Genomic DNA, 13,824 nt, shown 5'->3' with positions numbered 1-13,824 from the left:
GCAGCCTCAGTTGGTGGTGCGGTCGTGGTGGCTCGACACGAATTGCCGGAAGCGCTCCGAGCACTGGCCGCCGAACAGCGCGTCGGGCGGCCCGTCCGAGTCGACCTCGCCCTGATGCAGGAACAGCACGCGATTCGACACGTGCCGCGCGAAGCCCATTTCATGCGTGACGACCAGCATCGTGCGCCCCTCTTCCGCCAGCGAGCGCATCACGCGCAGCACTTCGCCGACCAGCTCCGGATCGAGCGCCGACGTCGGTTCGTCGAACAGCATCACTTTCGGATGCATCGCGAGCGCGCGGGCGATCGCGACGCGCTGCTGCTGGCCGCCCGACAGGTGCGCCGGATAGTAGCCGCGCTTGTCGGCGAGACCGACGCGCGCCAGCAGCGCCTCGGCCTCCTCGACCGCTTCGGCGCGGCTGCGCTTTTGCACGCGCAGCGGCCCCTCGACGAGGTTGTCGAGCACCGTCATGTGGGACCACAGGTTGAAGTTCTGAAAGACCATGCCGAGCTGGGAGCGGATCCGGTCGACCTGGCGCCGGTCGCTCGGATGCAGCTTGCCGTCGCGCGCGCGCTTCATCGCGAGCGTTTCCCCGGCGAGCGCGACGGAGCCGTCGTCGGGTGTCTCGAGCAGGTTCAGGCAGCGCAGGAACGTGCTCTTGCCCGAGCCGCTCGCGCCGAGGATCGAGATGACGTCGCCCTCATGCGCGTCGAGCGAAATGCCCTTCAGCACATGATGGTCGCCGAACGACTTGTGGATGTTCTTGACCGACAGCGCAACGGGAGCAGCGGTGTTCATCGGATTCTCCTGGAAAGGACGGGGACGCTCAGGGCGCGACGCGTTGAGGATTGCGCGTCGCCGCGGCGGGCGCACCGGTGGGCTTCGGCGCACGCAAGTGCCCGGAAAGCCGCCATTCGAGCGCGCCGAGCAGGCGCACGACGATGAAGTTCAGGCCCAGATAGATCACGGCGGCGCAGACGAACACCTCGGTCGTCCGATAGGTTTGCTGGATGATCTGCTGCGCGACGCCCGTCACTTCCCATACCGTGACGAGGCTCGCCAGCGCGGTCGACTTGACGAGCAGCACCGCTTCGGTCGAATACGCGGGCAGGCACTGGCGCAACGCGATCGGGCCGATCACGCGCCGCAGCAGCGCGAAGCCCGACAGCCCGATCGAATAGCCGGCCTCGATCTGCCCGACCGGCACGGCCATCAGCCCGCCGCGCAGGATCTCGGCCGTGTAGCCCGCCGTGCACAGCGCGAGCGACAGCACCGCGCAGACGTACGGCTCGCGCAGCAGCGGCCACATGAAGCTTTCGCGGATCACGCCGAACTGGCCGAGCCCGTAATACACGAGGAACATCTGGATCAGCAGCGGCGAGCCGCGAAACACGAGGATGTAGGCACGCGCGAAGCGGTTCGGCAGCCAGCGCGGCGACACGCGCATCGTGACGATCACGAGCGACAGCAGGCCGCCGAGCACGAGCGAGGCGAAGAACAGGCCGAGCGTGGTCGGTACGGCCGCGAGCAGCTGGCGCAGCGTATCGAAGAGAAAAGCGAAATCGAGGGACATGCACGTTCTCCGTCAGTTGCGCGCGAAATTGCGGCGGAACGACCGGCCGACGATCGCTTCCGCCCGGTTGAACACGCGGTTCGACACGCCCGTCATCAGCAGATACAACGCCCCGCCCGCGACGAAGAACACGAAGTACTGGTGGGTCGAGTTGGCGGCGATCTGGCTCGTGCGCAACAGCTCGGCGAGCCCGGTGACCGAGATCAGTGCCGAGTCCTTGAGGCTCAGCTGCCACACGTTGCCGATCCCGGGCAGCGCGAAGCGCAGCACCTGCGGAACCAGGATGCGCCGCAGCACCATGCTGCGCGGCATGCCGATCGCGCGCGCCGCTTCGAGCTCGCCCTTCGACACCGCGAGCACCGCCGCGCGATACACCTCCGCCTGGTAGGCGCCCGAGATCATGCCGACCGCGAGCGCGCCGATCACGAACGGCGGCACGCCGATGAAGCCTTCCGCGCCGAACCACTGGCCGACGGCCGTGACGAGCGTCGAGCCGCCGAAGTAGAACAGATAGATGACGAGCAGTTCGGGCACGCCGCGAAATACCGTCGTGTACAGGTCGCCGAGCAGGCGGGCGCTGCGGTAGCGCGACAGCTTCGCCGCCGCGATCGCCGCGCCGATCACCGCGCCGACCGCGAGCGCGGCGAGCGTCAGCGCGACCGTCATCAGTGCGGCGAGCAGCAGCACACCGCCCCAGCCTTCGGTTCCGAAGCCGAGCATTTCGAGAATCGCCATGCGTGCCTCCCGGCAAGCGTTGAGTGAATCGGCAGGATGCCTGCCGCCGCGCGTCGTTCGGGTCGCTCGCGCGGCGGCGGCGTGCTTACGGCGTGACGTCGGTCTTGAACCACTTGTCGGCCAGCTTCTTCACCGTGCCGTCCGCGAGTGCCGCGCCGATCGCCGTATCGAACTTCGTCTTCAGGTCGGCATCCTGCTTGCGGAACGCGAGCCCTTCGCCCGGCCCCCAGATCGGCCCGCCGAGCTTCGGCCCCGCGAGCACGATCGACGCGGTGTCCTTCTTCGTGTTGTTCGCCGCGTAGTACGTGACGTCGTCGAACGACGCATCGATGCGCCCGGCGACGAGGTCGAGGTCACGTTCGGGCGAGGTCTTGTACACGCGAATCGACGCGATGTCCTTGAAGCTGTCGTTGATGAATTTCGTATAGACGGTGCCCGACTGGATGCCGATCGTCTTGCCCTTCAGCTGCTTGCGCAGCGCGTCGACGGTGGGCTTGTCCGCGTTCGCGTCACCCGTCAGCTTGACCATCGGCGCGCCGGGCGCGGCCTTCGGCAGGATCTTGGTATCGGTGACGGCGAACGTCGCGGGCGTCGCCGCATACGGACGCGAGAACAGCAGGATCTTTTCGCGCTCCGGCGTGATGGAGATCGCATCCATCAGGATATCGAACTTGCCGGCCTGCAGGCCGGGAATCATCCCGTCCCAGTCCTGCGCGACCATGTTGCACTGCACCTTGATCCGCTCGCACACGTTGGCGAGCAGCTCCGGTTCGAAACCGCCCAGCTTGCCGCCCGGCAGCGTGAGGTTCCACGGTGCGTAGCCGCCTTCGAGCGCGACCGTCACCGTCTTCCATTCCTTCGCCTGCGCCGGCGCCGCGAGCGTTGCCGCCGCAGCCGCGATGACACCGATCGTCCTGATTGCCCACTTGATCCGCTTGCCGTTCACGAGATTTCTCCTTGCGTTGAGGTTCGTCATCCCTTCGGTGCTGCAGCAAGCCGCCTCAGGAATTTGTCTATACAAGCATGCAAGAAGAAAAACAGCGCGACAAGCAGCGATCAAAAAAAACCGGTGAAACGCGGGAAATCCCCTAATTTCGGGGCTCTGACGTGCCTCGTCGTGGGGAATTCAGGCACGCGTTTGGTGCATCTCGTACGATCCATTCGCAAGGATGACTAGACAAATTCCGGATTGGATCAGCGGGCGGCAATGCGGGGAACCCGGGCCGCGACGGACGCGGCGCGCTCGGGTGGTCACGCCTCGCAACGACGCTGGCTCGAACGGGAACGAAACTGATTCGGGCGGGCCGGCTGCCGATGAAACACGAGCGGCCCGTGAGTCAAACGGTTCGGCATCCTGCCTGAAATCGGCATTCGCGCAGAAGATCGCCCGAAGCCGGTATCGGACACAAGGTCGACGTTGCCGTCGCGGTCCGGCGACGGCTTGCAATCGGGCTGCTACGAATCCGCGCGGCCGCCGGCGATCTCGATCGACGTCTCCCAGCGGAAGTAGCCGGACACCGCACCGCCACGGTCGAGCACGGCGAAATCGGCCGTGCACGTGGTGGCGCCCGCAGCCAGCACGTCGCTGCGCCAGTAATGGTCCGGCATCGGCCGGCACTGCGGATGGAGCAGGTCGTCGTCGGACGGCACCGGCGTCGCGGCGTCGCGCACCTGCGCTTCGATCGGCGCGACGATGCCGGCGTCCCGCAAGGCGAACCGGATGAACAGGACGCTCACTTCGGCACGCAGCGCCAGCGCCGTTTCGCGCAGGCGGAGCTGGTCGCCCGGCGACAGGCCGGCAAAGAGCCGGCTGTCGTTGCGGCCGAGCGGCCCGGTGTCGCCGGGGCTCACCACGTAGATGTGCCGGCCGTCGATCACGGTCGGCGCATCCGCGTTCCGGCTCGCATCGGGACAGGCCGACAGCAGCGTGACGGCATCGACGATCGCAAGCACGTCGCAACGAAGACCAGGCATGGCGCTTCCTCCGGAACGGGACAATGACGCGGGCGACCGTCGCATGGTCGCCCGCCTGCCGAGATCAGTTGTGGATCGAGATGAACGGGTCCCACTGATAGCAACCCAGCGACTGGCAATTGCGGTCGATGATCTGGAAGTAGAAGTGGTAGGTGACGCGGCCTTCCGACAGCGTTTCCGACGACCAGTAGTAGTTGTCCACCTTCTGGCAGGTCGGCGTCGACGGCGAGCTCGGGTTCGGAATCGGGATCGATGCGGTGGCCTTGCGCGGCGTCGGCGTCGAAATCAGGTCGCGGCCCTGGTTGGCGATGAAGCCGTAGAACACGACCTGCTTCTCGAAGCCCAGCGACAGGCTCGTTTCACGCCATCGGATCAGGTCGCCCACCTGGGCTTTCAGGTCGAGTTCGCCGCCCGCCTGCCCGGACACGACGTTGTCCTGGTTCGTGACCATGTAGACGTGCTTCCAGTCGATCAGCGTCGGGTTTTTCGGATCCCGGCTGGGATTCGGATATTTCTGGAGAATGGTTTCGGTATCGATCGAGACGAGCACATCGGTAACGCGTGACATAGAAGCTCCCGTTCAGGTAGATGGGTTGCCGGTGCGTGGACACCGTTCCATGCGACCTTCGATCACCGATCGGGTGATCGATTCGCACGAAACCTTGAAAACATCAATTTGTCCCGCGACTCGAATTTACATCGAGCGGTTAATCCAATGAACCTGTAAATGCTGACAGTTCTCGATTATTTTTTATAAGGACATCAATTTTCGAAAACAATATTCCGGATTGAATCGATATTTCACACGATTTTCAATACTGCAAAATCGGCGCACCCGGGGCGAAGCCTTCGCCGGATACGCGGGAGCGCGGTTCAAATGCGGCAAGCACGCGTCAGGCGGGGCGCAGACCCAATAAGGAGTATTTCAGCGTTTCAATAATATTTTTATTAACGCCGCCATTTTCCGGGACGAACGCGCGACCTTGATGCGCATATATTTGAATTGAATCTCGCATTTCACGCAAAAACAGAAACAAAAAGACTTGCGCGAATCGCGCCCAACTTCGCCATTACCGAACCACACGTGTAACGGCATTATTTCATCTCGCATTCCACCGCGATAGATCAAGAAAAAATCCGCAGCAAAACGACTGACGACAAATGTTCGCACTCGTGCGTGGCCGGGATCCCGTCATGCAGTCGCACGGATCACGCCCGGTACGAGATCCCGGGCGCGCACGCGCGCCCGGCTCCCCCGCTACTCGACATTGTCCGCGACGTCCGTCATCCGGATCATGTGCGGCTTGACGCCTTCGTCGTCCGCGGCCACCGCTTCCTTCGGATGGATCAGCGCTTCGAGCCGCGCCTTCGTTGCAATGAACTCGGGCGTATTGACCTGCGCATAATCGCGCGGTCGCGGTACCGGCACCTCGATCAGTTCCTGCACGCCGCCCGGGTTCGCCTTCAGCACCAGAATCCGGTCCGCCAGGAAGATCGCCTCGTCGAGGTCGTGCGTGATGAACAGGATCGTCACGTCGATATTGCGCCAGATGTCGAGCAGGTGGGTCTGCATCCGCGCACGCGTCTGCGCGTCGAGCGCGCCGAACGGCTCGTCCATCAGCAGGATCCGCGGGCGGTTCGCGAGCGCGCGGGCAATCGCCACGCGCTGCTTCATTCCGCCCGACAACTGGTGCGGATACACGTCGGCGAAACGCGTCAGCCCGACGAGATCGAGCCACTGCAGCGCCTCGCGCTCGGCCTCGCCGCTGCTGCTGCCGTTCATGCGCAGGCCGAACATCACGTTCTTCTTCACGGTGAGCCACGGAAACAGCGTATAGCCCTGGAACACCATCCCGCGGTCGGCGCCCGGCCCCTGCACGGGCTTGCCGTCCAGCAGCACCTCGCCGCTCGTCTGCGCGTCGAGCCCGGCCAGGATGCGGATCAACGTCGACTTGCCGCAGCCGGACGGGCCGATCACGCACACGAACTCGCGCCGGTGCGTGCGGAAGCTGATGTCGTCGAGCGCGACGCACTCGCCCTGCGGCGTCGCGAAACGCTTGCCGACATGGCGCACGTCGAGAATCACGTCGCGGGTTTTCAGCCGCGCGAAGCGCTCGCGCACCGCGTCGGATTGAATCAGGTAATCGGGAACGGTCTGCGGATTCTGCATGATGCCCTCTGCGAAAATCGGTCGATGGATGCGCGTCGACGGGTGTCACGCCTTCAGCGTGCGATCCCACGGAAACAGCTTGCGGCCGAGCAGCCCGAGCACGATGTCGGTGCCGAGGCCGATGATCCCGATCATCAGGATCGCCGCGTATACGTTGTCGAAATGCTGGTAGCGGGCCTGCTGGCTGATGTACCACGTGATGCCCGAACTCGTGCCGACGAGTTCGGCGACGATCAGGTAGGTCCACGCCCAGCCGAGCAGGATCCGCTGGTCGCGATACAGGTCCGGCAGCACGCCCGGAATCACGACGTGCGTGAGCAGCTTCAGCTTCTTCGTGCCGAGCGTCATCGCGGCCTCGAACAACCCGTATTCGAGCTTGCGCGTCGTGTTCGCGATGATCAGCACCTGCTGGAACAGCGTGCCGATCACGATGATCGCGATCTTCGGCGCGTCGTAGATGCCGAGAATCGCGACCATCAGCGCGCCGAACGCCGGCGCCGGCAGGTAGCGGAAGAACTCCAGGAACGGCTCCTGCAGCCGCGCGAGCGCACTGAAGGTGCCGCAGACGATGCCGAGCGGCACGCCGATCGCGGACGAGATCACGAAGCCCCAGAAGATGATCCGGATGCTGTGCCACAGGCTCTCGTGCAGCCACACGCCGTCGCGCGATGCGGGCGGCGTCGTGAACGCCGTGTAGAACGCGCGCAGCACCTGGTGCGGCGCGGGCAGGTAGACCGGGTTCGCGCGCACGCCTTCGGGCACGGCCGCGTGCGTCGCACGCGCATGCGCGAGCTCGTCGTCGAACACGTCGCGGTCGATCTGCATGCCGGCCTGGAAATAGTCGACGCTCCCGGGATTCGTGATGCGCATCTGCGGATGCCAGACGAACGGCACATAGCTGATCAGGCACCAGACGGCGCACGGCAGCAGGAACGACGCGAGGCCGAGCGTCCATTTGCCGCGCGTCGTCAGTTCGCGGCGCACGGCCAGCCAGCCGGTCGTGTTGCGGGTCATTGACATGGGAATCTCCGTATCGTTGCGGGTGCCGGTCGCGCGCCGCCCAAGGGCCACGCGCGACCGGGCGTTCATTGCAATGCGCCGCCGGCGGCCTGGGCGCGGTAGGCCCGCCAGCCGCCGAAGCGCGTGATGTCCTGCGCATCGTCGAGCGCCGCGCTTTCGCACAGGAAACCCTGCACCCGCGAGCCGTCCGCGAGCGCCAGCGTGCCGATGCCGAGCGGCGCCGCAATCCCGGCGACGAAGCTGCCGTAGGCATCGACCGGCATCTCCCAGATCTCGACCGCGATCGACGCGCCACCGTCCGGCACGCGCACGAGGCCCGGCTTGGCGACGCCGCCGCTGGCCGCCGCGGACAGCGCGTAGAGGCGATAGGCGGCGGCCGTCGTCGTCGCGGCGACGAAACGCGCGCCCCGATCCGTGAGCTGCCCGTTCAGCGGCTCGCCACGCAGATGCGCGCCGACGACGGCCACGCGCACGACACCTGACGACGCGTTGGACGACACGCCCGACGACACATCGGACGACACGCCAGACGATGCGCCAAACGACACATCGGACGACACACCGGACGATGCGCCGGACGCAGGCGCCGCCGGCGCTGACGCCCCGGCATCGCCGACAACCGCATCGCCGACGCCCGCATCGCCGCCCGCATCGCCGCCCGCGACGGCGCCACCGACCCACGCCTGCGCGAGATCCAGCAGCCGCGCATCGTCGTGCGCGCGGCCGACGAACGTGATCCCGAACGGCAAACCCGCATGCCGTCCGCTTTCGCACGTGCCGGCCGGCACCGCGATCGCCGACAGGTCGAGCAGGTTGACGAAATTCGTGTAGTAGCCGAAGCGCGAGTTGACGCCGATCGGGTCGGCTTCGAGCGCGTCGACGGTCGCGGTCGTCGCCGAGGTCGGCATCACGATCGCATCGAGCCCGCCCCATGCGCGATCGGCCTCGACGCGCAGCGTCGCGAGCCGGTCGAATGCCGCGAACGCATCGGCCGCGCTGAAACGCGACGCACCGCCGACGATCTCGCGGATCACCGGATGCAGCGCATCGGGTTCCCGCGCGGCGAATGCGCCGATCGCGGCGAGCCGCTCGGCCACCCACGGGCCTTCGTACAGCAGCCGCGCGGCGGCCAGGAACGGGCCGAAGTCGATCTCGACGACCCGCGCGCCGGTCGCGCGCAGGCGTTCGAGCGCAGTACCCCACGCCGCGCGATACGATTCGTCGCCGAAGAACTCGAGCTGATCGGCACGCGGCACGCCGAAGCGCAGTTGCGCGAGCGGCCGCCCCGGATGCGCGCGCAGTCCGTTGGCGCCCGGCAGCGGCTGCCACGCGCGCCCGTACGGATCGCCTTCGGTCACGCCATGCGCGACGTCGAACACGGCCCGCGCATCCGCCGGCGAGTGCGCGAACACCGACACGCAATCGAGCGAGCGGCAGGCCGGCACGACACCGAGCGTGCTCACCACGCCGCGGGTCGGCTTGAGCCCGACGAGGCCGTGGAACGCGGCCGGCACGCGCCCGGAGCCGGCCGTGTCGGTGCCGAGCGAGAAGGTCGCGACGCCGAGCGCGACCGCCACCGCCGACCCGGAACTCGACCCGCCCGACGCATAGCGCGGATCGAGCGCATTGCGGCATGCGCCGTAAGGCGAGCGCTGCCCCGAGAGCCCGGTCGCGAACTGGTCGAGATTGGTCTTGCCGACGGGGATCGCGCCGGCCGCGATCAGCCGCTCGACGACGGGCGCGCTGCGTGCGGGCGTGTACGCATAAGCCGGACAGGCCGCCGTCGTCGGGATGCCCGCGAGGTCGATGTTGTCCTTGATCGCGAACGGCACGCCGTACAGCGGCAGCGTCGCGATGTCGCGCCCGGCGAGCGCGTCGGCATACCGCGTCATCTCCGCGCGCGACAGCGGCCGGATCCACGCGTGATGCGGGTCGCCCGCGTCCAAATGCGCGGCGATCGCGTCGACGAGCGCATGCGGCGTCAGGTCGCCCGCTTCATAGCGCGCGCGCAGCGCGGCAATCGAGCGCAGCCCGGGCAGGAGGGAGCGTTCCGTCGTGTTCATGCGACCTCCTCGGCAGCACCCGCGCGCATCACCATCAACCGCTGGCCGGCCACCACCGCCGCGCCCGGCGCGCAATCGATCGTCTCGATCGTGCCGTCTTCCGTTGCCGTCACCGCCACCTCCATCTTCATCGACTCGACGATCGCGACGACCTGTCCTTCGGTCACGCGCTCGCCGGCTTCGACCAGCACCTTCCACACGCTGCCCGACACGTCCGCGGCAATCGCCCGCTGCGTGTCGTCGAGCACGCCCGCCGCGCGCGCCGCCTGCCCGTCGCCCGGCTCCGCTTCGCCGACGTATTCCGCCTGCCCGGCCGCCCGCCATCGCTCGCGCTCGGCTTCGAACGCGGTTTGCTGCGCGGCCTTGAACGTCGCGATCGAATCCGCCTCGTCGCGCAGGAAGCGGTTGTATGCGCCCAGATCGAACACGGATTCCTCGATCTCGAGCGCCGCACGGCCCGCGATGAAATCCGCGCGCAGTGCGGTCAGCTCGGCTTCGCTGACTTCGTAGAAGCGGATCTCGTCGAAGAAGCGCAGCAGCCAGGGCTTGCCGGTTTCGAATTCGCGCGTGGTGCGGTGGCGGTTCCACATCTGCACGGTCCGGCCGACGAACTGGTAGCCGCCGGGCCCTTCCATCCCGTACACGCACAGATACGCGCCGCCGATGCCGACCGCGTTCTCCGGCGTCCAGGTGCGCGCGGGGTTGTACTTCGTGGTCACCAGCCGGTGCCGCGGATCGATCGGCGTCGCGACCGGCGCGCCGAGATAGACGTCGCCGAGCCCCATCACCAGATAGCGCGCGTCGAACACGATGCGCTTGACGTCGTCGATGCTCGCCAGCCCGTTGATGCGCCGGATGAACTCGATATTGCTCGGGCACCACGGCGCATCGGGCCGCACCGACTGCATGTAGCGCTCGATCGCGATGCGCGTCGACGGGTCGTCCCACGACAGCGGCAGATGCACGATGCGGTTCGGCACGCGCATGTCGGCCACGTCGGGCAGTTCGCGCTCGGCTGCCTGCAGATGCGCGAGCAGCGTGGCGAGCGGCAGCGTCCGCGCGTCGAACTGCACCTGCAGCGAACGAATCCCCGGCGTCAGGTCGAGCATGCCGGGCAGCCGGTGCGCGTCGAGCCAGCACATCAGCGCATGCACGCGAAAGCGCAGGTTCAGGTCGAGCACGAGCGGCCCGTATTCGACCAGCACGTTGCGATCGCCGGAGCGCCGGTACACCACGCCGATGCCGCCGCCGGCCGCCGGATCGCGATGCAGCACGCAATCGTCCGGCGCGCCGGCGCAAGCCGCAGGCACGACCGCGGCGGCAGCAGGCGCGGGCGACACGCGGGCGCGCACGAACTGAACGGTGTCGCCCGGGCGCAACTGCCCGAGCTTCCACAACTCGTCGCGCACGACCGTCACCGGGCACACGAAGCCGCCCAGGCTCGGGCCGTCGGGGCCGAGGATCACCGGCATGTCGCCGGTGAAATCGACCGCACCGATCGCATACGCGTTGTCGTGGATGTTCGACGGATGCAGGCCCGCCTCGCCGCCGTCCACCCGCGCCCATTGCGGCTTCGGGCCGATCAGCCGCACGCCGGTGCGGCTGGAGTTGTAATGGACCGTCCACTGCGTGCCGTAGAGCATCGCGATGTCGTCGGGCGTGAAGAAGTCCGGCGCGCCGTGCGGACCGTCGAGCACGCCGAGCGTCCATGCGTGCGTCAGCGCGGGAACCTCGGCCGCGGCCAGCGTCGCGCCCGCGTCGCCGCGCCCCGCGTCCGCGTGCAGATGCAGCACGTCGCCCTTGCGCAGCGCGCGCCCCGCGTGGCCGCCGAACTGGCCGAGCGTGAAGGTCGCCTTGCTGCCGAGATAGTCGGGCACCTGCAGCCCGCCCTTCACGGCCAGGCATGCGCGCACGCCCGCGCCGGTCACGCCGCCGAGCTTGAGCACCGCACCGGGCCGCGCGCGCAGCACCTGCCAGAACGGCGCGGGCTCGCCGTCGAGCGTGGCCGCGAGCGGCGCGCCGCCGAGCACGAACAGCGTCGCCGTGTTGAAGCGCAGCGTCGCGCCGACCATCGTGAATTCCAGCCCGGCCGCGTCGCGCGCGTTGCCGAGCAGCGCGTTCGCGAGGTCGAACGCGCGATCGTCCATCGGCCCGGACGGCGGCACGCCGACGCTCCAGTAGCCGACGCGCCCCGGGGCCTGCTGCACGGTGGTCTGCACGCCGCCGTCGAGCACGTCGATCGTGTGCGGCGCGAACGCGAAGCGCGACAGGAATGCCGTCGTCGGCGCGCCGCGCGCGAACGTGTCCGAGCCGGCGATCGCGCGCAGGTAGTCGAGGTTGGTCTCGATCCCGTACAGCTCGGTACGCGCGAGCGCGGCCTGCAATGCGGCCAGCGCGTCGCGCCGCGTATCGCCGCGCACGATCAGCTTCGCGAGCAGCGGATCGTAATGCGCGCTGATCTCGGTGCCCGCCTCGATCCAGCCGTCGACGCGCACGTCGTCCGGAAACGCGACGTGCGTGAGCAGGCCGGCGCTCGGCAGGAACTGCTTGTGCGGATCCTCCGCATACAGCCGCACCTGGATGCTCGCGCCGCGCGGCGCGACCGCGAGCGTGTCGAGCGGCGGCAGGTCGCCTTCGGCCTGCAGGATCATCCATTCCACGAGATCGACGCCCGTCACCGCTTCGGTCACGCAATGCTCGACCTGCAGGCGCGTATTCACCTCGAGGAAATAGAACTGGCGCGCGTTCGCGTCGAACACGAATTCGACGGTGCCGGCCGATGCGTAGCCGACCGCGCGGGCGAGCCGCACCGCGCTCGCGTGCAGCGCGTCGCGCTCGGCATCGGTCAGGTCCGGCGCGGGCGTTTCCTCGATCACCTTCTGGTTGCGGCGCTGCACCGAGCAATCGCGTTCGCCGAGCGCGATCGCGCCGCCCCGGCCGTCGCCGAAGATCTGCACTTCGATGTGCCGCGCGTGTTCGACGAACTTCTCGAGATAGACGCCCGCATGCGCGAAGTTCGCGTTGCCGAGCCGCACGACGGATTCGAACGCTGCCTCGAGCTGCGCGGCATCGCGGCAGAGCGACATGCCGATCCCGCCGCCGCCCGCGGTGCTTTTCAGCATCACCGGATAGCCGATCGTGCCGGCTTCGGCGAGCGCCGTCGCCACGTCGTCGAGCAGGCCCGTGCCCGGCAACAGCGCGACGCCCTGTGCGGCGGCGAGCGCGCGCGCGGTGTGCTTGAGGCCGAACGCGCGCATGTGATCGCCGCGCGGGCCGATGAAGCGCAGGCCCGCCGCTTCGCATGCATCGGCGAAGCCCGCATGCTCGGACAGGAAGCCGTAGCCGGGATGCACGGCCTGCGCGCCGGTCTCGCGCGCGGCGGCGAGGATCGCCGCGACGTTCAGGTAGCTGTCGGCCGCAGGCGCCGGCCCGACCCGCACGGCTTCGTCGGCGAGCGCCACGTGACGCGCGTCGCGATCGGCGTCCGAATAGATCGCGACCGACGCGATGCCGAGCCGCTTCAGCGTGCGGATCACGCGGCATGCGATTTCGCCGCGGTTCGCGACGAGGACTTTGGCGAATCTCATGCGGCCTCCCGCGAACGATGGCGAGCGTGGGCGAGGTTCATTCGGCCTCCCAGATCGTGAGGCGCACGGGCGTCGGGTTGTAGCCGTTGCACGGGTTGTTGAGCTGCGGGCAGTTCGAGATCAGCACCGTGACGTCCATCTCCGCGCGCATCTCGACGTACTTGCCGGGCGCGGAAATGCCATCCTCGAACGTGAGCCCGCCGAGCGGCGTGACGGGCACGTTCATGAAGAAGTTGACGTTGCCGACGAGGTCGCGCTTGCCGAGCCGCGCACCCGCGCCGCACGTGCAGTGCGCGATCGCGTTGAGGAAGCTGTCGCGGCAGTTGTGCATGTAGCGCTTGTCGAGCGCATAGCGCACGGTGTTGCTCTCGGCCGCGCACGCGCCACCGAGCGTGTCGTGGCGCCCGCACGTGTCGGCGACGATCGTCACCATCGGGTTGCCCCGGCTGGACAGCAGCACGCTGCCCGCGCTCAGGTACAGGTTGCGCTGCGCGCGAATCGTGTCCTGCGCGCTGTAGCGCTCCTCGGTGTCGTCGGTGCGGTAGAACAACGTGTCGACCGCCTGGTTGCCTTCCAGGTCGAGGATGCGGAAGACCTGGCCGCGTTTCAGGTCGTGCAGCCACGGTTCGCCCGCGTTCAGCGTGGTGTCGTGGATCGCGTCGCGCGGGTCGAGACGGCTTTCGATGATCGGCATGGTCCGGC

At 67.8% G+C, this 13,824-nt stretch carries 11 protein-coding genes; all 11 read right to left on the bottom strand.

All coding sequences use genetic code 11. The features are described from left to right. Positions 1 to 6 precede the first annotated feature (6 nt). The 11 genes from DIE02_RS27485 to DIE02_RS27435 all read right to left on the bottom strand — a co-directional run bounded on the left by DIE02_RS27485 (position 7) and on the right by DIE02_RS27435 (position 13,816). A complete protein-coding gene (locus tag DIE02_RS27485; RefSeq protein ID WP_124489576.1) occupies positions 7 to 798 on the bottom strand; it encodes an ABC transporter ATP-binding protein in 792 nt (263 codons plus the stop codon). Positions 799 to 826: 28 nt separating this feature from the next. Further along, positions 827 to 1,573, bottom strand: a complete 747-nt coding sequence (locus DIE02_RS27480; RefSeq protein WP_124489575.1) for an ABC transporter permease — start codon at positions 1,571 to 1,573, stop codon at positions 827 to 829. Between the two features lie 12 nt (positions 1,574 to 1,585). After that, positions 1,586 to 2,308 (bottom strand): ABC transporter permease, encoded by a 723-nt coding sequence (locus tag DIE02_RS27475; protein ID WP_044845491.1) that lies wholly within the window; start codon positions 2,306 to 2,308, stop codon positions 1,586 to 1,588. Between the two features lie 85 nt (positions 2,309 to 2,393). Next, positions 2,394 to 3,254 carry a transporter substrate-binding domain-containing protein gene (locus DIE02_RS27470; protein WP_044845555.1) on the bottom strand — a complete coding sequence of 287 codons (861 nt, stop codon included), beginning with the start codon at positions 3,252 to 3,254 and terminating at the stop codon, positions 2,394 to 2,396. A 509-nt stretch (positions 3,255 to 3,763) separates the two neighbouring features. After that, on the bottom strand, positions 3,764 to 4,282 hold the full coding sequence (locus DIE02_RS27465) for an AidA/PixA family protein (protein WP_124489573.1): 519 nt from the start codon (positions 4,280 to 4,282) through the stop codon (positions 3,764 to 3,766). Positions 4,283 to 4,346: 64 nt separating this feature from the next. Continuing rightward, on the bottom strand, positions 4,347 to 4,850 hold the full coding sequence (locus tag DIE02_RS27460; protein WP_124489572.1) for an inclusion body family protein: 504 nt from the start codon (positions 4,848 to 4,850) through the stop codon (positions 4,347 to 4,349). 690 nt (positions 4,851 to 5,540) lie between these two features. Beyond that, positions 5,541 to 6,452 (bottom strand): ABC transporter ATP-binding protein, encoded by a 912-nt coding sequence (locus DIE02_RS27455; RefSeq protein ID WP_044848696.1) that lies wholly within the window; start codon positions 6,450 to 6,452, stop codon positions 5,541 to 5,543. A 45-nt stretch (positions 6,453 to 6,497) separates the two neighbouring features. Next, positions 6,498 to 7,472 (bottom strand): ABC transporter permease, encoded by a 975-nt coding sequence (locus tag DIE02_RS27450; RefSeq protein WP_044848741.1) that lies wholly within the window; start codon positions 7,470 to 7,472, stop codon positions 6,498 to 6,500. A gap of 65 nt (positions 7,473 to 7,537) precedes the next feature. Continuing rightward, positions 7,538 to 9,535 (bottom strand): allophanate hydrolase, encoded by a 1,998-nt coding sequence (gene atzF, locus DIE02_RS27445; protein ID WP_124529849.1) that lies wholly within the window; start codon positions 9,533 to 9,535, stop codon positions 7,538 to 7,540. Next, positions 9,532 to 13,122, bottom strand: a complete 3,591-nt coding sequence (gene uca, locus DIE02_RS27440) for an urea carboxylase (RefSeq protein WP_124529847.1) — start codon at positions 13,120 to 13,122, stop codon at positions 9,532 to 9,534. Before uca ends, atzF begins: the two co-directional genes overlap by 4 nt. 37 nt (positions 13,123 to 13,159) lie before the next feature. Beyond that, a complete protein-coding gene (locus DIE02_RS27435) occupies positions 13,160 to 13,816 on the bottom strand; it encodes an urea amidolyase associated protein UAAP2 (RefSeq protein WP_044848699.1) in 657 nt (218 codons plus the stop codon). Positions 13,817 to 13,824: the final 8 nt, after the last annotated feature.

This window comes from Burkholderia sp. Bp8991 (assembly GCF_003853795.1).
In the GTDB taxonomy this organism is placed as follows: Bacteria; Pseudomonadota; Gammaproteobacteria; order Burkholderiales; family Burkholderiaceae; genus Burkholderia.
This window is presented reverse-complemented; position numbering and strand designations above follow the sequence as displayed.

Excerpts from the sequence above, each read along its gene's own strand:
- DIE02_RS27460 (WP_124489572.1), bottom strand. The coding sequence starts at position 4,850 with ATGTCACGCGTTACCGATGTGCTCGTCTCGATCGATACCGAAACCATT.
- DIE02_RS27480 (WP_124489575.1), bottom strand. The coding sequence starts at position 1,573 with ATGTCCCTCGATTTCGCTTTTCTCTTCGATACGCTGCGCCAGCTGCTC.
- DIE02_RS27435 (WP_044848699.1), bottom strand. The coding sequence starts at position 13,816 with ATGCCGATCATCGAAAGCCGTCTCGACCCGCGCGACGCGATCCACGAC.
- DIE02_RS27485 (WP_124489576.1), bottom strand. The coding sequence starts at position 798 with ATGAACACCGCTGCTCCCGTTGCGCTGTCGGTCAAGAACATCCACAAG.
- DIE02_RS27465 (WP_124489573.1), bottom strand. The coding sequence starts at position 4,282 with ATGCCTGGTCTTCGTTGCGACGTGCTTGCGATCGTCGATGCCGTCACG.
- uca (WP_124529847.1), bottom strand. The coding sequence starts at position 13,122 with ATGAGATTCGCCAAAGTCCTCGTCGCGAACCGCGGCGAAATCGCATGC.
- DIE02_RS27455 (WP_044848696.1), bottom strand. The coding sequence starts at position 6,452 with ATGCAGAATCCGCAGACCGTTCCCGATTACCTGATTCAATCCGACGCG.
- DIE02_RS27475 (WP_044845491.1), bottom strand. The coding sequence starts at position 2,308 with ATGGCGATTCTCGAAATGCTCGGCTTCGGAACCGAAGGCTGGGGCGGT.
- DIE02_RS27450 (WP_044848741.1), bottom strand. The coding sequence starts at position 7,472 with ATGTCAATGACCCGCAACACGACCGGCTGGCTGGCCGTGCGCCGCGAA.
- atzF (WP_124529849.1), bottom strand. The coding sequence starts at position 9,535 with ATGAACACGACGGAACGCTCCCTCCTGCCCGGGCTGCGCTCGATTGCC.